The organism is Noviherbaspirillum sp. UKPF54 (assembly GCF_007874125.1).
Lineage (GTDB): Bacteria > Pseudomonadota > Gammaproteobacteria > Burkholderiales > Burkholderiaceae_D > Noviherbaspirillum.
On the sequence record NZ_CP040128.1, the window covers coordinates 430,253 to 452,027 of the forward strand.

The following is a 21,775-nucleotide window of genomic DNA, read 5'->3' on the forward strand; positions in this document are numbered from 1 at the left end:
GGGATAAAAATCGGGGTCAGAGCCAAGATATCAGGACTAATCGAGTCTGACCCCAATATCTTTGAACCCATATCTTTTCCGAAACCAGTTACTTGGCCCCCAGTTCGCGCTTCAAATTCTGACGATGAAATTCCGGATCGTGATTTTCATCGGCGCAGACCCAGTCATAGTCCATCTTTCTTGAACCTGTGTATTTATAGGCATACGCCCCGGTAGCATTATAGGTATGCCAGCTCATCGTTCCTCCCTGTCTGATTCCATCTGCTCCGCAATCCGCACCGCCGTCTTTCTGCATATTGCAGAAGCCTGCATATACGCGCCCTTCGCAATTATTGCGATAAGTGACAGTGAATTCGTCCTTGTGCATTCTTGTTTTATCCACCACCACGCACTGAACCGGATAACGCGGAGGAACGAAACAACCTTCCTTGAGACGGTTTTCTGCCTTTTCTTGTTCTTCTTTCTTTTGGCGGCCGGCCTTTTCTTGCGCTAGCTGCTGTTTCCTTTTTTCTTCTTGCTGCGCCTTCTCTTGCAGATCCTTACGCCGCTTTTCCTCGATCTGCAGCGTTTCCTGTTCCTTGCGCTTTTGCTCGGCCAGGCGCTCCGCTTCTCGTGCGGATGCCGGCGCCTTGTCTGCTGACGCGAGTTGAGTGGCCTTTGCTGGCGAGGACGTCGCTGGCTGGGGAGACTTCGATGATGGGGCCGCCTGTGCCCCGGCCACAGGTGTGGTCGAACTCGCCGCAACTAGCGAACTGGACGCAGGGGCTGCGGCATTGTTCTGGCTGTCGGAGCGCGAGGCGGGGGAGCTGGCACTCGTCTGCGGGCGACCGGCGACGAGCGCCTGTGTGTAGCTGTTGTTATACGCGCGGTTCGACGCCTCCAATCGTCCCGCCGTCGCGTTCAGTCCATCGGCAATGGCGCCACTGTTCTGCGCCACCGCAGTAAGGGTAGCGCCCGCGACGCTGGCCGTGGTCGAAACGACTTTGCTGGTCCCGTATGCCAGGTACCCCAGCGCAATTCGCTTGCTGTCAACTTCGCTATGCAGGGCCGCCAAGGCTTTACTTGCTCGTGCGCTGTCAGGCGGGCTGTTGTCCGCCACGATACGCAGCAGCAGCGCACGCAGGTTGCGCTTGAGCGCCCCGTCGATGTTCTCGGTCAGCCTGGTGCTTGCGACAATGCTGTTTGACTGTGCCGAGGTCGTGACCAGCCAGCTGCCCACCGTCTGGCCGCCATCCAGCAATTCGTATTGGATCGAGACTTTCGTGGTCAGGACCGCCCCCGAACTCATCGGGTGCTTCCGTTCTGCGTCGGCGCCGACCGAACTCTTCTGGTCCAGCGCCATTAGCGTCGCCCGCATGATCAGGCTGCGGACTGCGGAAGAAAACAGCGGGGATTGCACAAGCTGTTCGCGCAGCAGCGCCGGGTAGTCGCGTTTGATGCGGCCGGTCAGATGGTCCATGCCGATTCCATTCGTATCCGAGAAGTCGCCGCAACCCAGGCAGACTTTGGCCGCGCTAAATGTGACCTGTTCGATGCCTTTCGAGAACAGGGGCCCGGACGTTGCGAACTCACTCTTGTCTGCTTCGGTCAGCGTGAAAGGAACGTCTTTTGCCCAGCCAAGCATTTCCTGTGGAGTGGCACAGCCCAAAAGAGCGAAGGTGCTAATAGTGATCAGGAGCTTTCGGATTGCCATTGTTGTCCTTTAGGTAAATCAGTGCCACGTGGAAGCCATGGGAAACGGCATTTTCCCATAAGAAAATTTGGCGTGGTCAGTTGACCGAGGGACGCTTGCGATACTGTTGCTATCTTCACGCATCGGCTGCGTTTCATTGGAATTTATGGGGACAGACTCGACATAAAACCTTTAGAGCATGACGCCACATCTATGCGTTGGTCTCCTTCGGCTGCAACGCAAATGCCGCAGGCAGACATGGAAATGGCACGCGAGACGCACGCCCCGCCGGCAGTCGATTGAGGTTTGCAGCACGGCATGAGAGACTTCCTTTTTATAATCTCTTACCTCGCATCCTCTTAGTTTCTGTAACGTCATGACTGTAAAAACCGTCTTTCACCATTCTCTGGCACCCGGCAAGACGCTCGCTATTATGGGCGGCGTGCACGGCAACGAATACTGCGGGCCGGCCGCCACCACGAAGCTGTTGTCCGATCTCGATAGCGGCGCCGTCGCCCTGCAGCGCGGCACCCTGCAAGTAATCCCGGTTGCCAATCCGCGCGCCTACGCGCAAAAAACGCGTTTCGTCGAGCGCAACCTGAACCGCTATCTCTATCCCAAGGAAGAGAAACGGCACTACGAGGATCATCTCGATCCCGTCATTTGCAGCTTTCTCGACAGCGCCGACGTGCTGCTCGATCTGCATTCCTACGCCTCGCAAGGCGGCCCGTTCGTCTTTCTCGGCGGGTCGCAGTCACGGCCGGAGGAGGTCGCTTTTGCGCGCGCGCTCGGCGTGCGCGATTTCGTCTGTGGATGGTCCGAGGCGTTCGGCAGCGGCGGCAAAGGCGGCGACAAGGAATCGCAGGGAACGACCGAATATGCGCGTGCCAACGGTGCGCTGGCGGTCACGCTCGAATGCGGGCACCACCACAACGCCGATGCGGCCGATGTCGGCTATCGCGCCATTCTCCGGGCGCTGGCGCATCTCGAGATGCTTGCTCCCGATTGCGAAGCGGCACGCTCGCTGGACGTCGGCGTTGCGGCTGAATCGCAACGTTGCGTCTGGATGAAAAGCGTCTTCTACAAGGAGGCAGAGTGCACCTTCGTGAAGCCGTGGCAGCACTTCGATCGCGTTGCGCGCGGCGAAGCCATTGTCAGCGGCGCCAAGGGCGAACTGGTCGCGCCGGAGGACGGACACATCATTTTGCCCAAGGCGAGTGCAGCGACGGGCGATGAATGGTTCTTTTTCGGAACCGAGGGGACATTTCCGTCGGCGGAGGCGTGATTGCAAGACCCGACGCCATTGGCACGCAGCAGGCGTGATCGCGCATGAAACGTGAAAAGCTTGAACAGTTGCGCAAGCAATTCATGGCCGGGATCTGGATAGGCACCGGTCTATTGGTGTTTGGCCTTTTTGAACGGGTTCCAGTGTTCTGGGTGCTTGGGCTTATTCTGCTCGGCGTATCGTCATTCCGGCTTAACAGGATTTCCCGCGTACAGCCGCAAGACGACGAGGAATCGTGAAAACGCGGAACTATATGGGGTCAGACTCGACAGAACTACATGGGGTCAGACTCGACATAAAACTTTATCGAGTCTGACCCCATATCCCTTTGTTGGTGTACCCTTGGGCATGGACAACGAAAACGTCATCCAGCTGAGCGGCCCGTTCCGCATTAATGACTCCCTGGGGCGGACATGGGAAGTCCGCGCGATCCGCATCTACGATGAAGGCTACGGCATCATCGACGTTTATGTCGACCTGGACGCGTCCATGGAAGACGATCTGCTCTACGAAGATCCGGTCGTCATCCGACAGATCCTGGGAAGGCTGCACACGCTCGGCTACGACGGCCCGGATTTCGGTGCTGGCGATCCCGGCCAGCAGGACGACAAGCTGATCGTTCTCGAAGCACCCGAAGAGTTCGGCCATTTCGCGGCGAGCAGGGGATGGAAAAATCTTGCGGAAACGTATGAAGACGATGAAGCCCATGCTGCTGCATCCGGCGATGCAACGATGGATCCTCGTGCCCAAGCTGAATTCGATGCACTGATGAAAAAATTGGGCGTGAAGTAACGGCCGGCCTTCCTCGGCTTGCTTTCCCTCGCATCAGTATCAGCCAGCGATCCGCGTCCGCGTTCGGTCACGTCGAATCCTTCCCCGGCTGTCATCGGCGCGATCAACCGTTTTCTGCTCAGGAACGCTGCGGCGTCCGACTCGATGCCCCCGGGCGAGCGCCTCGAATTCATCCTTCGTCAATTTTTCTTCCTTGGTCTTTGCCTTAAATCGTTCGTTATCTGGTTCTGGCGCAGAAAGGACATGACGCCATAGTGCACCATATGCATTAGTCGGCGGTATATCCGCCGCATTTACCCGCACGCCATGAAACGACGACGATTATTTGCAGCATGGAGCTACGGATGCTATGCATGGCTTGTCTTTGCGCTGGTCATGCTTTCATTCGGCAGCCTGGTCAGTCTATTACAGTCGCCACGGCACGGACGGCTTGTTGCGCGTGCCGGGACACGCCTGCTTTTTCGGTTGGCAGGGATGCCCGTTTCCGCATACGGCATGGAACGGTTACCTCACACACAACATATACTGCTGGTAAATCACGCAAGTTTCGTGGACGGCTTGGCACTTACCGCGCTTCTGCCGGCACGGCCGGGATATGCATTCGTCGTGCGGCAGCAATATGCCAGCCAGGGCTTGCTCTACCCGCTACTCAGGGGCTTGGGAACGGTGGTGCTGAACCGCAGCCATCACAATGACGCGACCAATGTGGACCTTCTGAAAGCGGCGCTCCGGCATGGGAAAAGCCTGATCGTGTTTCCCGAAGGGGGTTTTGCCCCTGAAACGGGATTGAAAGCCTTTCACTCCGGCGCGTTCATTGCAGCCATTGCCGAAGACGTTCCGATCGTCGTGGCGGGACTGCGCGGCGCGCGTAAAGCACTGAGGCCGGGAACATGGCTGCCCCGCCGCACTGCGATTGAACTTGAAATCGGACCGGTTCTTCCACCACACGGCGTCGATGCGCTGCAGGAACTGCAATTACGCATGGCAGCGCATCAGGCGATGTTGCCGCTCACCGGTGAAGAAGACGCCGGAGCGTAGGGCGCCTCGATCATTGCCCTGCTCCCAGCGAGTATGTGCGGCCAAAGCTTTTTCCATGTCGCCCAGTTGTGTCCGCCGCGGACCGAGTACACCTGCGATTCTGGCAAGACATCGGCAAGCAGCGCGTTTGCATCGGCAAACATGTCTTCTGCGCCATAGCCGAGATAGATCGGCAACGGCGGCTGTTGCTGCGCACAGTTTTCCTTCAGCCATGCCCACACCGCGCGCGGGTAGTCTTCCGCCCGCACGATGCCCGGCTTCCATTGCCGGACGCCTCCAGCCGAGGCGATTTCATTCACCAGTTCGCCGTTTCCCAGGTATGGCGCCAGCAGCAGCAAGCCGGACAATCGGGACGACGTTAATGCCGCGAAGGATGAAGCGCCGAATCCGCCGAGGGAGATACCAGCCAGCCAGATTCGCTCATAGCCGGCCTCCTGCGCGGCATCGACCACATCTTCCGCAATTCTCGCGTGAATGGCGCGCGACGCGTAGTAACCATAGTGGGCATCGACCGCCACGGCGTCGGCGGTAATGCCATAATGCCGCAGGTCGGCAATGAAGCCGTTCCTCTCAAAGTCTTCCGCCAGATCGCCAATGCCCGGCAGGAAAACGATCAAATTCTTGTTCGACGAATCTCCCGGGTATTCCATCCTGAGCAGCGACTCCGCCGTCTTTAGCATCGGATCGAAACGGGAAGACAACAATGCCAGCCTTGCCAGAGCACCTCTTTTTACTTTGCGGAATCGATAGCGGAGTTCGGAATGCATGCCGGGAGTGAATTGTTTCCAATGTAATGAAGAATCCTGCATCGTAGTGCCTCGACGGCACACAGGACTCGACCTTACAGATGCGGACGGCCAGCGGAATTGCAAGCGCGTTTATTCACGCTATACACGCTATATGGGGTCAGACTCGATATAGACCCGCTCTTGTTGTGACTCAATATCGAGTCGCCGAGGGAACGTACGATGTGCCTCCTCATGGCCCGTCTTCCCCGTTACTTCGTCCAAGGCGTTCCTCTCCATATCATTTTGCGGGGGAATAATCGCGAACCCATCTTCGGCAATGACGAAGACTGCGGGTTTTTCAAGGAATCGTTGTTGGGCGCGGCCTGCCGCCACCGCCTGGCGATTCACGCCTATGTCTTCATGACCAATCACGTGCATTTGCTCGCTTCACCCGGCTCTGAGGAGAGCGCGCCGAAGACGATGCAAAGCGTCGGACGCCGCTACGTCCAGTACTTCAACCATCGTTACAAGCGCAGCGGCACCTTGTGGGAGGGGCGGTACCGCGCGACGGCGGTGGATGCCGAAAATTATCTGTTCGAATGCATGCGTTATATCGAGCTCAACCCGGTACGAGCAGGAATGGTTGCACATCCACGAGACTATCCCTGGTCTAGCTATCGTGCCAATGCGGAAGGCAGGGGCGACCCATTACATCATCCGCACGCGTTATATAGAAGCTTGGCCGAAGACGAGCGCGAGCGCCGGGCTGCGTATCGTGAACTCGTCAAGGCACCAATGGATACGCAATTGCTTGATGTGATCCGCAACTCCACGAACAAGGGCTGGGTATTGGGCCAAGGGCATTTTCAGGAAAAGATCGCTCGCCTGGCTGAGCGTCGGGCGATGCCGTTGCCGAAGGGGCGGAAGAAAAGGACAGAAGCGGTTTGATCGAGCCTGCCCCCCATACATCAGGAGCAATTATGAATGGCGCAAGCAACGCGGCAAATATTGCATTGCAAGACCTGACCCCGTTCGAGTTCGATGTCCCTCTTGCAGGGAATTGGAAACAGGCCACGTTATTGGGAAAGTCAGGTTGCATGTATCACTAGTTACGCCCCGATCCTTGATTCCCCGCAAACCGGTGAGGACTGGCCCCGGCGTATAAATGGCATGTTCGGAAAAGGCCGTCATCGTTCAAACCAAGGAGAACAAGATGAAAATGCATTCGGTAGCAGCATGGGTGTTGATGTCCGTTGCCGGCGCAAGCGCTCCCATCGCGTCGGCGGCAGACAAGGTCGACCTCGGAAAGCGGGAGTACGAATCGAATTGCATAGCTTGTCATGGGGCCAACGGGAAAGGTGGTGCGTACGTCGAATTTCTCAAGAGCACCCCGCCGGACCTGACACAGCTGGCAAAGAAAAATGGTGGCGTGTTTCCTGTAGAACGCGTGTACTCGATCATCGACGGCCGTCAGCCAGTGAAGAGCCATGGTACGGCGGATATGCCCATCTGGGGACGCGATTACCAGGCAAAAGCCGCGGAATATTTCGTCGATGTGCCATATGATCCCGAGCTGTTCGTGCGCCAGCGGATTCTTGCCCTCGTCGATTATCTGAATCGGATGCAGTCGAAGTGATTCGCATCGCAAGCCGTAAATGAGTATAGGGCGCGCTCCGCGCATGATCCTTCGCGTCATTAAAAATTTGGGGTCAGACTCGATTAAACGTTAAGTCGAGTCTGATTCCATCTGTTTGCTATCCCATTTGGGCAGCCAATGCCCGAAGCATTGGCCGTCGAAGAATAAAAAGGAATAAACATGGCGACAGCGAAAACGGCCAACGGCCCTGCCGTGGGCATCGAAACGGCCGCTTCATTCAATTACTACATCAGTGCGCGAAACATCGTGAATGGGGAATTCGGCGAGGATATCGGTGACGTTTCGTTCCTGAGAATCCCAAAAGGAAAAATCCCGACGCCTGAAGACCGCATATCGCAAGAGCGATGGTTTGTGGAGGTGCGGGATATTGCGGACAGCATCGGCGACCATGTGCTAGGGCCGGCGGGCAATGTTCTTGTATTCGTTCATGGCTACAACAATACCCCTGAGACGATCCGAGATCGTCATGAGACGCTTCAAGAGTATCTTGCAATTGAGGGATGGGACGGCATCGTCGTCTCTTATGACTGGCCATGCGGGGATAGTACGCTGAATTATTTGAGTGATCGCAGTAAAGCCGCTGAGACTGCACACTTCCTCGTTGATAACGGGATACGCCTGATCGTCGAGGGCCAAGATAAATATAAGTGCCAAACAAACATTCACCTTTTAGGTCAATCGACTGGGGCGTACGTCATCATGGATGCGTTCGCCAATGCGCAAAAAATCGGTGACTATTACCGAAAGGATTGGAGGGTGGCGCAGGTCGCCTTTATTGGTGCAGATGTGGCAGCCGACAGTCTGGATATTGACAGTGACTGGTGTAAGCCTATGTTTGACAGGATCATGAGGCTCACCAATTACTCGAATGGCTTTGACGATGTGTTGGCCGTGTCGAATGCAAAGCGCCTCGGCACGTCGCCGCGAGCCGGGCGGGTGGGACTAACAGCCAATGCCAATCCGAAGGCGGTTAACGTCGATTGCAGTGACTACTTCGCGCGGTTGGACCCGGACTCTCAGTCCGTCCATATTGGCACTTGGAACCACAGCTGGCATATCGGGAATCGCGTTTGGACTCGCGATTTTGCGATGACGCTCGAGGCGCGTTATGACCGGAAGGTTCTGCCGACGAGAGAAGAACGAAACGGGCGTCTCGTTTTGATCGATGGCACGCGCCCACCGTTCGAGGCGCAGTGGAGAAAGCTTACGGATCCTGTCTTGAGTGAATTGCGGTCTCCAAGCACGGCACCTGAGCCATACGTTCCCAATTGAATTTGCGTCGCAAAATATGGGACAGGACTCGAGACGAAGTTAAATCGGGTCTGACCCCATATATCTCGGGCACAGCTCGTTTTCACGTCTTAAACTTCAGTAAAGAGCTGGGGATATTCGTTGGATGGTGTTCGTCTTCGTGAAAGAATTTGCAGCCGAGATGGTCTTGGGGGGAGGGGCCGCCAATCCAATGGCATCCATCGTCTTGCTTTTCTTTTTCCTTTTGCTGCGGCGAGACCTTGCTTTGCGTTTGCACCGGCAAGGGCGCCGCTTCGCGTTCCGCTTCAGTAACACGGGTACCCCGGACGCATTCGGCAGTAATCCGTTTAAGCTGTAGCTCACGCCCGCCGCTTTCCTGCTTGCCGGGTGCGGTCATGAACGCCATATTCACGTTTTGCGAAAACGCTTCTCTTTTAAGATTCAGTAATCGTGCAGATTCTTGCGTGGCATTTAATGTTTGCGCGCAAATGGCATGCGCGCTTTTTTCCATGTCATCCCAGTTTGCACGGGATTCATCGGTGTACGAAATTAGAAATCGCCCGTTCGGCATGGCGGAAGAACTATAGCCAAGGACACCGTCATACGGACGCAAGGCAGTCTGGCAACCAGCCGTCATCGTTGCGATAGCCAACAAGAATAGTGGTCTCTTCATGCTTTCCTTTTCCGATCATGGCGGCCAAAAAGTTCTTTTCCGAAATTTACATTATTTTCAAGACGCTTTTGTCGCCAGAAGCTTCGGATGCGGGACCAATGTAGACATATCGGCCCTTAAAACTATATGGGGTCAGACTCGATTAAAGCTTTAAATCGAGTCTGACCCCATATACCGGAATTCGACATGAAGTTAAATCGAGTCTGACCCCATGTATCCACGATTATGTTAGTCCCGCCGGTTCTTTAGAGGGCGTCTCCCGTGCAGCTTACGGTAAGTCTTGATCATCATACGCTCCCACTCCCTTATCGTTCCGAGCTCTGATAGGTTCGCCTTTCTCGCGCACTGGTTCAGATCTTCAAGACCGGCGTACCATACACGGAGAGGGCCATGTTCGCGAATTAACTGGCTGTAGAAACTCAAATTCTTGTCATACTTTGCAAGCTGCTCAAGGCCGAGTACTACAAGTCCCTCGGCTGTTTTCTTGTCGCGAGTGATCTTTCTAATATAACGTGACGGCCACCGCCGAGCGATACTTCCCTTTGTAATCTCAATGTACGAAATAGTGCTAGCGAGGCGGTGGCCGCTCTCATGATGAAAAGGCCTATCAACCGCCCAAAAGAAAACAACATTCCTAGCCGATTGAGCATCTTCGCAATGAAATACCCGCTCAAACCCTTGCCTAAGGGTATTCAAATCGCTGGCTTCGTGTGGCTTGAGCACCTCTGATGTGCCCCCATTCGTAGTGCCAGGGGCCTTCTAGCAAAGTCCAATTAAAAACATCAAATTCTTTCCTGCTCGCCGGCCTTTGGCAGCCGGTTTGTCCGGCAGCTTGCAGCAAATTCGGCTGGTGTCTGGTAGTTCAATGCGCTATGCGGCCGATGCTCATTGTAATCGCGCCGCCATGCCGCGATTCGAATGCGCGCTTCCGCCAGGCTGGTGAACCAGTGGTCGTTCAGGCATTCATCTCTGAAGCGACCATTGAAACTCTCGATGTAGGCGTTCTGCGTTGGCTTGCCCGGCTCAATCAGCTTGAGTTGCACGCCATTCTGATACGCCCACTGATCCAATGCCTTGCCGGTGAACTCCGGACCCTGATCCGTTCGGATTGCTGATGGCAAACCACGGAACTGCGCTGCTCGCTCCAGCACGCGAACGACGTAGTGACCGGAAATGCCATGCTCAGCCACCAAGTCGACCGACTCCTTGGTGAAGTCGTCCACGATGGTCAACACCTTGATCCTGCGGCCATTGGCCAGCGCATCGCTGACGAAATCCATAGACCATACTTCATTGGGCCGGCTTGGCAGTACCAGTTGCTCCCGTTCGACTGCTACACCATGCCGCTTGCGCCGGCGCTTTACCGCCAGGCCAGCGCCCTGATAAAGACGAAAGATCCGTTTGTGATTTGCCTCGATGCCTTCACGTCGTAACAGCGCATGCAGGCGACGATAGCCAAAGCGGCGGCGTTCGCCGGCCAGTTCAACCATGCGAGCCTGCAATTGCTCGTTCTCGGGTTGTGCCTTGCCCTGGTAGTGCAAGACAGTGCGTGACAGCCCCACAAGCAGACAGGCGCGGCGCTCGGAAATCGTAGTCTTCTCCCGCATCGCTGCGACCATCTCACGCTTGGCCTGTGGGTTCAGTGCTTTCGGCCTAACGCCACTTTCAGAGCTTCTGCATCCAGCATTGATTCGGCCAACAGTTTCTTGAGCTGGGCATTCTCTGCTTCCAGGTCCCGCAGCCGCTTCGCATCCGGCACCGTCATGCCGCCGAATTTGGCGCGCCAGGTGTAAAACGATGCATCGCTAAAGCCATGCTGTCGACACAGCTCTTTGACCGATACGCCGGCATCTGCCTGCTTCAGAAATCCAATAATCTGCTCGTCGGTAAACCGCTTCTTCACGTTCATTCTCCCTTTCGAAAACGAACTTTACTAGATCCCGATTGGCACTCTTTATTGGGGGCACATCAGATGAACACCAAAGGGTTAGCAGCTTTTGCGAGTGGTGTATCAATGCTGTCTTTTTCTTCCGCCAAGTTTTTCTCCATGTTGATTTACGGTGAGATGCCCCAGACCTTGCTGAAGCCTAGTAGTTTTATACGTCATGGCCTGACTGATAAAGCGGGACGCTGAACTGTTCAAAGCCAGAGCCGGCGCTAGGTTGGCGCGGAGTACTGTTTGTACATAATTAATTAACCATAAAACGCATCACCCAAAAGCCCGCGCTGATTCCTCGGTTATAAGGGCGCTTATCAATACAAATTTAACCAAAAGTAACATGATTTTACTTTCTTTCAAGAAACCTGTGCCGCTGTAAAACCTGTTGCATAACGACTTGTATTGGCTCGGCGTTTTTACTAGCAGCAGAAACTAAAATGGGCACCATAAAGGTGCCCATTTCTGTAGCGATGTGCTCCCCAATCTGGACTCGAACCAGCAACTAGGAGCAGATCAAATTTCTACTTCCCCCAACTATCCTTCAACGTCACCACCCGATTAAACACCGGCTTCGTCGCCGAGTGATCCACCCGATCCGCGACAAAATACCCATGCCGCTCAAACTGGAACTTCTCATCCGGCAGCGCATGCCGCATGCCCTGTTCCAGGTAGGCGGTAATCACTTCCTTCGCATTCGGATTCAATGACTGCTTGAAATCCTTGCCGCCGGCATCCGGGTTCGGGTCGGTGAACAGGCGGTCGTACAGGCGCACTTCCGCTTCCAGCGCGTGCTGCACGCTGACCCAGGGGATGGTGCCCTTGACCTTGTAGTTGGCACTGCCTTCGGTGCCGCTCTTGGAATCTGCGAAGTAATTGCAGTGCACGGCGATGACCTTGCCGTTTTCATCCTTGTCGCAGCCGGTGCATTCGACCACGTAGCCGTATTTCAGGCGCACCTTGTTGCCGGGGAAGAAGCGGAAGTAGCCCTTGGTCGGCACTTCCATGAAGTCTTCTTCCTCGATCCACACTTCCTTGGTGAGCGGGAAAGTGCGTTGGCCGCGTTCCGGGTGGTGCGGGTGGACCGGGGCCTTGCATTCGTCGACCAGGTTGTCGGGGAAGTTGTCGATGATGAGCTTGAGCGGCTTCAGCACGGCGACGGCGCGCGGGGCCTTGGCGTCGAGGTCGTCGCGCAGTGCGCCTTCCAGCGTGCTCATGTCGATCCAGCTGTCGGACTTGGCGACGCCGATGCGCTCGCAGAAGAGCTGGATCGATTCCGGCGTGTAGCCGCGGCGGCGGATGCCGACGATGGTGGGCATGCGCGGGTCGTCCCAGCCGTCGACGATTTTTTCTTCGACCAGTTGCAGCAGTTTGCGCTTGCTGGTGATCGCGTAGGTCAGGTTCAGGCGCGCGAATTCGGTTTGGACCGGCAGCGGTTTCTTGAAAAAGCCGCCTTCGGCCAGGCGCTCCAGCAGCCAGTCGTAGAACGGGCGGTGGTCCTGGAATTCGAGCGTGCAGAACGAATGCGTGACGTTTTCGATCGCGTCCTCGATCGGGTGCGCGTAGTCGTACATCGGGTACACGCACCACTTGTCGCCGGTGCGGTGGTGGTGCGCGTGGCGGATGCGGTAGATCGCCGGGTCGCGCATGTTCATGTTGGGCGAGGCCATGTCGATCTTGGCGCGCAGGATGTGTTCGCCATCCTTGAATTCGCCGGCCTTCATGCGGCGGAACAGGTCGAGCGATTCTTCGGCGGGGCGGTCGCGGAAGGGCGAGTTCTTGCCCGGCTCGGAGAACGAGCCGCGGTTCTTCGCCATGTCTTCGGCGCTCTGGCTGTCGACGTAGGCGTGGCCGGCGGTGATCAGGTACTCGGCCATGAAGTACATCTGGTCGAAGTAGTCGCTGGCGAAGTACAGATGGGATTGTTCACCATTCGCGCTGTCCTCCTTCCAGTGAAAGCCGAGCCATTGGACGGCGTCGAGGATGGTGTCGACGTATTCCTGTTCTTCCTTGGTCGGGTTGGTGTCGTCGAAGCGCATCGTGCAGCGCCCGCCGAAGTCGCGCGCGAGGCCGAAGTTCAGGCAGATCGACTTGGCGTGACCGATGTGCAGGTAGCCGTTGGGCTCCGGCGGGAAACGGGTGATCACGGACGGCAGAACATTGCCGTTGGGATCAGTGCGGTTGGCGTACTTGCCGGAAGCGAGGTCGGCTTCGATGAGGCCGCGCAGGAAGTTGGAGGCCGGGGCGTTGGTGTCGGTCGCGGCGGCTGCGGCAGCTTTTTTCGGATCGTTGCTCATGTTCTTGAATGCTGGTCGGTGAATGGCTTAACCGGTCATTTTACCGTAGCGCGCAAGGGGAGGGACTGCATCGCGGCGCGGACTTGCTGCGAGAACACGATTTGCCGCCGGCGGCCCCTCAGGCCAGCGGGAACTCGACCCGGAAAATGGTTCCCTTTCCGTCGCTGCCCTGTTCGATGGAAATCGTCGCGCCATGATCCTGGACGATGTCGTGCACGATCGCAAGCCCCAGGCCGCTGCCGGCCTGCTTTTCGTCGAGGCGGTAAAAGCGGTCGAATATCCTTTCCTGTCGCTCCGGCGGGATGCCGGGGCCGCAATCTTCCACCACCAGGCAGCCGGCCGTGTCCGTCTGAAAGCACCGTACCGTCACCACGCCGTTGAGCGGCGAGTAGCGCACCGCGTTGTCGATCAGGTTGTCGATCAGGTCGTGCAGCAGGAACCGGTCGCCCATGACCCTGGTCGGCTGCAGATCGAAGCCGATATCGATGCGTTTCCGATCCGCTTCCTGCACGAAATGCTGGATCGACTGCTCCACCACCTTGTCCAGCTCCACAGTGCCGAGCCGGTTTCTTTCGAACTGGCTCGGTTCTGCGCGCGCCAGTGCGAGCAGCTGGTTGGACTGGCGGATCATCCTGTCGGTGGATGACATCATCAGACTGGCCGAGCGCGCGGTATCCGGCTCGTCGGAGCACTTCTGTTGCAGCCATTCGAGCTGCGTTTTCAACCCGGCCAGCGGCGTGCGAAGCTGATGTGCAACGTTGGCGAGGAAATCCTGCTGCGCCCGCGCGCTGGTTTGTGCGCGCAACAGCAGTTTGTTGATGGCATTGATGAACGGCCTGACCTCAAGCGGCGCCTCCTGCTCGCCCACCGTAGACAAGTCGTCGTCACGCCGGCTGTCCAGTTTTTCCTGCATTTTTTGCAGTGGAAGCAGCCCCTTTCTGACTCCGAACCAGATCATTGTCACCGAGACGGCGGCCAGCAGCCCTTCCAGTATGACCAGCGCGGCCACGATTTCGGAGCGGATCGCGTTCCTCTTCCGAAGCGTTTCCGCGGCGCCGATCAGCACTTGCCCGGTGCCGATATCGGTCTTGAGCGTGATGAGACGGACCGGCTCGCCACGCATTTCTCCATCGCAAATCGTCGGGTCGTCCAGGGCGGCCGGCAGGCAGGTGAGCGGGAAGTCCTTGTCGCCGAGGATGGTCTTGCCTTCGACATCGCGCGCCATCAGGTAAACCGCGTCGAAATGGTCGACCCTCAGTACTTCCTCGGCCTGGTTCGACAGGTCGGTTTCGATGCGGCTTCCCACCATGCGCAGGTGCGGAATCAGCGCCCAGGCGGCGTCGGCCAGGCTCTGGTCGAATGCGACCTGCGCCGGCATCCAGGCAAGCCAGTAGGTCAGGGCGGCGCCGCTGATGTTGAGGACGAGCAGCGGGACGATCAGCCATTTCAGCAGGACAAGGCGTATGCTGCTCATGGCGTATCCGCCTTCTCGAGCATGTAGCCGAAGCCTCTGATGGTGCGGATCGCCACGCCGGCATCGGCGATCTTGAGGCGGATGCGCGAGACATAGACTTCAACCGCATTGAGCGTCATTTCCTCGCCCCACGGCAGTATCGCGTCGATGATCTGCTGCTTGGACACCACGCGCGACGCCTGCTGCATCAGGTATTCGAGCACGGCCCATTCGCGCGCCGACAATTCGATCGGCTGGCCGTCGACCGAGGCGCGCTTCGCGAACGGATCCAGCGTCAGGCGGCCGACCTGAAGCTCGGCCGGCTTGGGGTTGCTGCGCCTGACCAGCGCCTTCAGCCGCGCCACCAGCTCGGGCGTGGCGAACGGCTTGACGAGATAATCGTCCGCGCCCAGTTCCAGCCCGTGCACGCGGTCCTGGATGGCGTCGCGCGCGGTCAGAAGCAGGACCGGGATATTGCTGCCTCGCGCGCGCAGCCGGCGCACCACCTCAAAGCCATCGATGCCGGGAATGCCGATGTCCAGCACCACGACGGCCACCTGGGAATGCCCCAGTACCCAATCAGCCTCGGTGCCCGTGTGCACAACATCGACGGCCATGCCATGTCCCTGCAGGACGCGGCGGATGCCGTCGGCCAGGACGGCGTCATCTTCAACCAACAGGACATGCATATTTGGTCAACGGATCAGGTTTGCTCAATTTCGCCCGGGACGGAACGGTCGCCGGGGACATGCCGGTCATTATTGGTTCTCGCCGCCCGACTTTACAAGCTTTAACTGCGAAATGGCAGCCTGTGCCTTGCGCTCGTCCATCGTCAGCAACTGTGCCGAGGTTGTGAAGAAAAGCAGCGAGTACCGATTCTCGACATACTGGATTTTCCCTGGCTCCAGGCTGACTTCGAGTTCGACGTCATGGTCGGCCCGCGTGGTGAGGCGATGCAGGCCGGGTGAAGCGTCCAGAACCGCATAGGTCATTGGTGCCAGTTCCCGCACCGGCTTGCCATCGAGGAGTATCGTGGATTTCGTCATCGGCGCCATGGTGCCGGGGCGAAGCAGATAAAGCCTGGCCCGGTCGTCCTGTGGCTGGAATCGTTTCGCCTCGATGTCTTCGGCCGCGCTCGCGAGCGGCACCGCGACGCAGCTGACCTGCCGCCGCATGCGGTAGCACGGCACCGTCGCATCCTCCGCATTGGCGGCGTGGAGGCAACAGGCCAGCACCATCAGAAGCGCGGGCAGCCGTGCCGTTCGACGCCACGGCCCGAATGGAAAACTATTTCTCATTTTCCCTGTCCGCAAAATAAGGGTAGGCCAGCGGCAGGAGCAGCAGCGTGAAGAAGGTCGCCGACACGATGCCGCCGACGATCACCACGGCGAACGGGCGCTGCGTCTCCGACCCGATGCCGTGCGACAGGGCGGCCGGCAGCAGGCCCAGGCCGGCCATCAGCGCGGTCATGATGATCGGCCGCAGGCGCGCCACCGCGCCTTCGATGGCGGCGAGCGCCGGCGGCGCCTCGCCGCGCGCGAGCTCCATGATCTGCTCGACCATGATTACGCCGTTCTGCACCGAGATGCCGGCCACGGCGATGAAGCCGACCGCGGCCGATACCGAGAAGTGCAGGCCGGCCAGCGCCAGGCCGGCAATGCCGCCGATCAGCGCGAACGGCACGATCAGCAGCACCAGCGACGCCTTGCGCACGGAGCGGAATGCCCAGAACAGCAGGGAAAAGATCAGCAGGGCGGTGATCGGCACGATGACGGCCAGGCGCTTGACGGCGCGCTGCTGGTTCTCGAACTGCCCGCCCCAGGTGATCTGGTAGCCCGGCGGAAGCTTGACCTGCTCTCGCACCTTCTGCTGCGCCTCGGCCACGAAGCTGCCCTGGTCGCGCCCGAGCAGGTTCGCCTTCACGGACGCGTTGCGCCCGCCGGCTTCGCGGCTGATGCGCGCCGCGCCCTGGCGCACCTCGATTTTGGCGATGTCTTCCAGGCCGACCGTGCCCGCGCCGCCGGGCAGGTTGACCTGGATGTTCGAGATGCCGTCGATCGAGTCGCGGTATTGTTCCTTCAGGCGCAGCGTGATGTCGAAGCGCTTGTCGCGCTCGTAATAGGTGTTGACGGCCATGCCCGCCAGCGCGGCCTGTATCGCGGCGTTGGCGTCGGACACGTTGATGCCGAGGCGGGCGATCCTGTCGCGATCGAGCGCGATGTCCAGCTCGCTCTGGCCGCCGATTTTCACCGCCGCCACGTCGGTCGCGCCCGCGATGCCGTTGAGGATGGCGGCGATCTGCTCGCTCTTTTGCGTCAGGATCTGCAGGTCCGGGCCGAACACCTTGACCGCGATCTCGCCCTTGACGCCCGACAGCGATTCTTCGACGTTGTCCTGGATGACCTGCGAGAAGTTGGTCGGGATACCGGGGATGGCGCGGATTTTTTTCGACATGTCCGCGATCAGATCCTCCTTGTCGGCGAAGCGCCATTCGCCGTGCGGCTTCAGGTCGGCCAGGATCTCCATGTTGTTCGGCCCCTTGGGGTCGGTGCCGTCGTCGGGGCGCCCGACGTGCGAGACGACGTCGCCCACTTCCGGATAGCCGCGCAGGATCGCGCGCACCTGCCGCTCGATGCTCTTGGTGGTCTCCAGCGAACTGGACGGCGGCAGCGTGATCGTCAGCCAGATGTTGCCTTCGTCGAGCTTGGGCAGGAACTCGCTGCCCAGGAGCGGCGCCAGCGCCAGCGTCACCGCCAGCGCCGCAGCCGACGCCGCCATCACCACGAAGCGCTTGCCGGAGGCAAGCTGCAGCAGGCTGCGGTAGCGCTGCTGCATGTGATGCATCCACGCGATGTGCTTTTCCGCCATCGTGTGGCGCTGCATGGTCAGCGCCAGCAGCGTGGGCACGAAGGTCATGGTCAGGATGACCGCGCCCAGCATGGCGAAGCTGAGCGTGAGCGCGACCGGGGAAAAGATTTTCCCTTCCACGCGCTGGAACGTGAAGATCGGGATGAACGCGATGATGATGATGGCCTTGGCGAACAGTATCGGATGGCCCAGCTCGGCCACGGTCTGCTTGAGCGTGTCCATGCGCCAGCCCATGTCGGCGGACGCCATCGCGGCGTTGAACTGGTGCGCCGCGAGCCGCACCATCAGCGCCTCGACCAGCACCACCGCGCCATCGATGATGATGCCGAAGTCGACCGCGCCCAGCGAGATCAGGTTGGCCGGGATACCCTTCGCGTTGAGCATGATGAAGGCGAACAGCAGCGACAGCGGAATGACGGTGGCGACGATCAGCGCGGCGCGCCAGTTCTGCAGGAACACCACCAGGATCGCGATCACCAGCAGGGCGCCGACCAGCAGGTTTTCGCCGACGGTATGCACGGTGTGATTGATCAGCGTGGTGCGGTCGTAGATCGGCCGGATGCGCACGCCGCGGGGCAGCTTGGCGTTGACTTCGTCGACGCGGGCCTTCAGCTGCTCGATGACCTTGGCGGCGTTGCCGCCCTTGGTCATCTGCACGATGCCTTCCACCACGCTGTCGCCGCCGTTGAATGCCACCACGCCCGAGCGCGGGCGCGCGCCGATGCCGACTTCGGCCACGTCCGACACCAGCACGGTCTTGCCGCCCTTGGCGGCCACGACCACGCGGCCGATGTCTTCCAGCCGCGTGAAGATGCCCATGCCGCGGATCACCAGCGCTTCGTCGCCGCGCCGCACGAAACCGCCGCCCACGTTGGCGCTGTTGTTGGCCAGCGCCTGGTTCACCTGGTCGATCGTGACGCCGTAGCGTTTCAGCGCGTACGGGTCGATGCGCACCTGGTATTCCTTCACCGTGCCGCCGAAGCTGACCACGTCGGCCACGCCGGGAACGATGCGCAGGTGCGGGCGGATCACCCAGTCCTGCAGCGAGCGGATTTCGTTTTGCGGCATGTCGGCCGGCGCTTCGACGATGTAGCGGTAGATTTCGCCCACCGCGGTCGTCAGCGGCGCGAGGCTCGGCTGTATGCCGGCCGGCAAAGTCACGTTCTGCAGCTTTTCCAGCACCTGCTGCCGCGCGAAATAGTCGTCGGTGCCGTCCTCGAAGGTCAGCGTGACCACCGACAGGCCGGTGATCGTCACCGAGCGCAGCTGCGTCTGGCGCGGCACGCCGCTCATCTCGCGCTCGATGGGCAGGGTGACGGTGCGCTCCACTTCTTCCGGCGCCTGGCCCGGATACTGGGTGACGATCTGCACCTGCACATCCTGCACGTCCGGAAAGGCCTCGATCGGCAGCTCGGTCAGCGCGCGGTAGCCGAACACGCCGAGCGCGGCGACCAGCACCAGCACGAACACCCGCTGCGTCAGGACGAAATCGATCAGCTTATTGAGCATCGCCCGCCGCCTCCGAATTGAGCAGGAGGGCGCCTTCGGTCACCACGCGCTCGCCGCCGGACACGCCTTCGATGAAGCTGCTGTCGCTGCCCTTGAGCGTTGTCGTGACGGCGCGCCTTTCGAAGGTGGCCGGCTGCTTTTCGACGAACACGTAGCTGTGCAGGCCGTCCGCGATCAGGCTGGTGTTGGGCACCCGCACGCCTTTCTTGCCGCCGTCGGCCAGGAAGAAGACCCGCGCGAACATCTCCGGCTTGAGCTTGTGCTGCGGGTTCTGCACGGCGCAGCGGACCTGCACGCGCCGCGTGGTCGGGTCGAGCGCGAGCCCGACGCGGTCCACCGTCGCCGCGAAGCGTTCGTTCGGATAGGCGTCCGTCTCGATGCTGACCGCCTGGCCCGGCCTGATGGCGGCGACGCTGCGTTCGGGCACGTCGGCCACCACCCAGAGGCGCCCGATGTCGGTGATGACGAACAGCGGGTTGGGCAGGTCCGGCCGCACTTCCAGGCCCGGATTGACCTGCTTGTCGGCGACCACGCCGTCGATCGGCGCCTTCAGCGCGAACCTGCCGTTCTCGTTTCCGGACGCGTTCAGGTTCTTCATGCGCAGCGCGGCGCGCCGGGTTTCGGCCAGCGCCTGCAGGTAGTCGGCTTGCGCGAGCTCATAATCCTTGCGGGCGATCACTTCGTTGTCCAGCAGGTTGCGCGCGCGCTCCAGCGCCAGCTTCTTGCGCCGCTCGTCGGCCTGGCCCTTGCGCCAGTCGGCGTCGGCGCTCGCCAGATCGGGGGAATCGAGTTCGAGCAGGTCGGCGTTGCGGCCGACGCGGTCGCCGATCTCCGCCTGCACCCGCACCACGCGCCCCAGGATCGGGGAACTCACGCGCGCGGTGACGTTTTCGTCGTAGGCGATGCGCCCGTTGACCGGGTCCGTTACCGGCATCGGGATTGCGGCGACCGGCTCGATCCTGAGGGCCGACAGTTCAGGCGCGCCCGGCGCGAACTTCACGATGCCCGGCGTACGCTGTTCCTGCGGGCGCTCGGTTTTCGCCGGCTCCTGCGATGCGGCCTGGTGCCGGGCGCCGACCACGAGCGCAACGGATACGGCGGCGACGCCGATTGCGGAAAGAATTTTTGTCCTCGGTTTCATTTGTCGCTTTCTTCCAAAACAGTCATGCGCCAGGCCGCCAGGGACTTTGCGTAGTCGGCCTGCGCCGCCACGGCGTCGAGCTGCGTCGCGCGGTAGGTGCGGCGGGCGTCGAGCGCATCCATGACGCCGATGGCGCCGTTCTTGAACGCGTATTCCGCCGCGTCGGCGGATTTCTTCGCTGCCGGCAACAGCTCCTGCTGAAAGCGCAGCACGCGTTCGGCCGAGGCCCGCAGTTCGTGCAGCGCGCCCACCAGTTCGCCGCGCGCGGCACTGCGCGCCTTTTCCAGGGATTGCCTGGCGGTGTCGAGTGCAGCCTGCGCGGCACGGATCTCGCCCTGATAGGCATAGTTCGTAAACAGCGGAAACTGCACCGAGACGCCATAGCTGTTGCCGCTTCCCTGAGAATTGGCGGCACTGGCGGGGTAATGTTCAAACTGCACGCCGACCGACACGTCGCGGGTACGCGCAGCGCTCGCCAGCTTGGCGGAGGCGACCGCGGCGTCGACGCGCGCCTGCGCCGCGCGGATGGCCGGCTGCCGCTCGATCAGCCTGTCGATGTCGGTGTCCGGCGCGGCCTGTTGCGGCTGCGGCCATGCCTCCACGGCGCGGATTGTGTCGGCCTGCGCTTCGACTCCCATCAGCAGCGCCAGCGCCAGCCGGGCCTTGGCCAGGTCGGTTTCAGCCTGGCGCGCGTCGTTTTTCGCCCGCAAGGCGTCGACCTGGATGCGTTCCACGTCGGCGCCGGCGATGTCGCCCGCCTTCTTGCGCTTTTGCGCCGCGCTCAGCGTGTTGTCGAACAGCGCGACCGTTTCCGTGGCGGCGCGCCACTTTTCCTGGGCCGCGAGCAGGTCGTAGTAGGCCTGGCTGACGTTCAGCCGCAGCTGGCGCCGCGCTTCGCTCAGGTCGGCGCGCGAGGCGCGCTCCAGCCCGTCCGCGCTTTCCTTCCTCAGCGCGCGCTTGCCGCCGCGCTCGATCAGCTGGTCGATGCGGATCGTGGTGTCCACGGTTTTGGCGCGCAGGCCGCCCGAGCCGATGCCCTGCGCCGGATTGATGTTGGCCGTCTGTACGGTCAGCGCCGGATTGGGGCGCGCATCGGCGGCAGTCGCTGCTGCCTGGGCGCTGTCCACGGCAAGCGCGGACAGCCGCACGTCATGGTTTTGCCGCAGCCCGATCTCGATAGCCTGCGGCAGGGACAGGCTGTCCAGGCCGTCCGCCGGTTCGGCTGCCAGGGCCAGCAGCGGCAGAACCGCCAGGATGCCGGCCGCGATGGCGCCGGGCAGCGATATGGTTAGTCTGAAAAGTCGGGCAGTCAGCTTCATCGTCGGTCGTTTCGTGGTGTGCCGTCTTCCGGGGAATGGCGGCGCCTTGGCGCGCCGGCCGCGCGTTTTTAGTCGGCATGCGTACGGTAGACAGCGACGCTTGCGGCAACCTGAAGAAAAGCTGACAAATTGCTGACAGAAAAGATTTTGTGGCGC

General features: G+C 60.0%; 19 protein-coding genes. 8 read left to right on the forward strand and 11 right to left on the reverse strand.

What is annotated here, in order from left to right:
- Window positions 1-88: 88 nt before the first annotated feature.
- Window positions 89-1,693: a hypothetical protein gene (locus tag FAY22_RS02025; RefSeq protein ID WP_146328684.1), complete on the reverse strand. Its 1,605-nt coding sequence runs from the start codon at window positions 1,691-1,693 to the stop codon at window positions 89-91.
- A gap of 355 nt (window positions 1,694-2,048) precedes the next feature.
- On the opposite strand from FAY22_RS02025, the gene FAY22_RS02030 reads away from it, so the two are divergent.
- The 4 genes from FAY22_RS02030 (at window position 2,049) to FAY22_RS02045 (ending at window position 4,787) form a co-directional block, all read left to right on the forward strand.
- Window positions 2,049-2,957, forward strand: coding sequence for a succinylglutamate desuccinylase/aspartoacylase family protein (locus FAY22_RS02030; protein WP_146328685.1), 909 nt, complete (start codon window positions 2,049-2,051; stop codon window positions 2,955-2,957).
- A gap of 44 nt (window positions 2,958-3,001) precedes the next feature.
- Entirely contained in the window at window positions 3,002-3,196 is a 195-nt protein-coding gene (locus FAY22_RS02035) for a hypothetical protein (protein ID WP_146328686.1), read from the forward strand.
- A 109-nt stretch (window positions 3,197-3,305) separates the two neighbouring features.
- Window positions 3,306-3,749: a hypothetical protein gene (locus FAY22_RS02040; protein ID WP_246860623.1), complete on the forward strand. Its 444-nt coding sequence runs from the start codon at window positions 3,306-3,308 to the stop codon at window positions 3,747-3,749.
- A gap of 306 nt (window positions 3,750-4,055) precedes the next feature.
- The gene (locus tag FAY22_RS02045; RefSeq protein WP_146328687.1) at window positions 4,056-4,787 is read left to right on the forward strand and encodes a 1-acyl-sn-glycerol-3-phosphate acyltransferase; all 732 of its coding nucleotides are present in this window, start codon (window positions 4,056-4,058) and stop codon (window positions 4,785-4,787) included.
- Here FAY22_RS02045 and FAY22_RS02050 read toward each other — a convergent pair.
- On the reverse strand, window positions 4,742-5,596 hold the full coding sequence (locus tag FAY22_RS02050) for an alpha/beta fold hydrolase (RefSeq protein WP_146328688.1): 855 nt from the start codon (window positions 5,594-5,596) through the stop codon (window positions 4,742-4,744). The two genes, FAY22_RS02045 and FAY22_RS02050, sit on opposite strands and share 46 nt — an antisense overlap.
- A 171-nt stretch (window positions 5,597-5,767) precedes the next feature.
- Between FAY22_RS02050 and FAY22_RS02055 the strand changes: the two genes are divergently transcribed.
- The 3 genes from FAY22_RS02055 (at window position 5,768) to FAY22_RS02065 (ending at window position 8,444) form a co-directional block, all read left to right on the forward strand.
- Complete coding sequence (locus FAY22_RS02055; RefSeq protein ID WP_146328689.1) at window positions 5,768-6,463, forward strand: transposase; 696 nt, start codon at window positions 5,768-5,770, stop codon at window positions 6,461-6,463.
- Window positions 6,464-6,680: 217 nt separating this feature from the next.
- Window positions 6,681-7,151 carry a cytochrome c gene (locus FAY22_RS02060; RefSeq protein WP_210411880.1) on the forward strand — a complete coding sequence of 157 codons (471 nt, stop codon included), beginning with the start codon at window positions 6,681-6,683 and terminating at the stop codon, window positions 7,149-7,151.
- A 180-nt stretch (window positions 7,152-7,331) separates the two neighbouring features.
- Complete coding sequence (locus FAY22_RS02065; protein ID WP_146328690.1) at window positions 7,332-8,444, forward strand: alpha/beta hydrolase; 1,113 nt, start codon at window positions 7,332-7,334, stop codon at window positions 8,442-8,444.
- Between the two features lie 82 nt (window positions 8,445-8,526).
- Here FAY22_RS02065 and FAY22_RS02070 read toward each other — a convergent pair whose 3' ends face one another.
- Both FAY22_RS02070 and FAY22_RS02075 read right to left on the reverse strand, forming a co-directional pair.
- On the reverse strand, window positions 8,527-9,096 hold the full coding sequence (locus FAY22_RS02070; RefSeq protein WP_146328691.1) for a hypothetical protein: 570 nt from the start codon (window positions 9,094-9,096) through the stop codon (window positions 8,527-8,529).
- A 782-nt stretch (window positions 9,097-9,878) separates the two neighbouring features.
- A protein-coding gene (locus FAY22_RS02075; RefSeq protein WP_146333116.1) for an IS3 family transposase occupies window positions 9,879-10,999 on the reverse strand; the annotation gives its coding sequence in 2 pieces (ribosomal slippage) (window positions 9,879-10,756 and window positions 10,756-10,999; 1,122 coding nt in all).
- Window positions 11,000-11,068: 69 nt separating this feature from the next.
- On the opposite strand from FAY22_RS02075, the gene FAY22_RS21905 reads away from it, so the two are divergent.
- Window positions 11,069-11,230: a hypothetical protein gene (locus FAY22_RS21905; RefSeq protein WP_168204738.1), complete on the forward strand. Its 162-nt coding sequence runs from the start codon at window positions 11,069-11,071 to the stop codon at window positions 11,228-11,230.
- Between the two features lie 326 nt (window positions 11,231-11,556).
- On the opposite strand, the gene FAY22_RS02080 is transcribed toward FAY22_RS21905, so the two are convergent.
- From FAY22_RS02080 to FAY22_RS02110, 7 genes are all read right to left on the reverse strand, one after another.
- The gene (locus tag FAY22_RS02080; protein WP_146328692.1) at window positions 11,557-13,329 is read right to left on the reverse strand and encodes a glutamine--tRNA ligase/YqeY domain fusion protein; all 1,773 of its coding nucleotides are present in this window, start codon (window positions 13,327-13,329) and stop codon (window positions 11,557-11,559) included.
- 118 nt (window positions 13,330-13,447) lie between these two features.
- The gene (locus FAY22_RS02085) at window positions 13,448-14,803 is read right to left on the reverse strand and encodes a sensor histidine kinase (protein WP_146328693.1); all 1,356 of its coding nucleotides are present in this window, start codon (window positions 14,801-14,803) and stop codon (window positions 13,448-13,450) included.
- Window positions 14,800-15,471, reverse strand: a complete 672-nt coding sequence (locus FAY22_RS02090; protein WP_146328694.1) for a response regulator transcription factor — start codon at window positions 15,469-15,471, stop codon at window positions 14,800-14,802. The genes FAY22_RS02085 and FAY22_RS02090 overlap by 4 nt, the downstream gene beginning before the upstream one ends.
- A gap of 69 nt (window positions 15,472-15,540) precedes the next feature.
- Complete coding sequence (locus FAY22_RS02095) at window positions 15,541-16,080, reverse strand: DUF2846 domain-containing protein (protein WP_146328695.1); 540 nt, start codon at window positions 16,078-16,080, stop codon at window positions 15,541-15,543.
- Complete coding sequence (locus tag FAY22_RS02100; RefSeq protein ID WP_146328696.1) at window positions 16,070-19,159, reverse strand: efflux RND transporter permease subunit; 3,090 nt, start codon at window positions 19,157-19,159, stop codon at window positions 16,070-16,072. The genes FAY22_RS02095 and FAY22_RS02100 overlap by 11 nt, the downstream gene beginning before the upstream one ends.
- A complete protein-coding gene (locus tag FAY22_RS02105) occupies window positions 19,149-20,300 on the reverse strand; it encodes an efflux RND transporter periplasmic adaptor subunit (protein WP_146328697.1) in 1,152 nt (383 codons plus the stop codon). Before FAY22_RS02105 ends, FAY22_RS02100 begins: the two co-directional genes overlap by 11 nt.
- Entirely contained in the window at window positions 20,297-21,619 is a 1,323-nt protein-coding gene (locus FAY22_RS02110) for a TolC family protein (protein WP_146328698.1), read from the reverse strand. The genes FAY22_RS02105 and FAY22_RS02110 overlap by 4 nt, the downstream gene beginning before the upstream one ends.
- Window positions 21,620-21,775 lie beyond the last annotated feature (156 nt).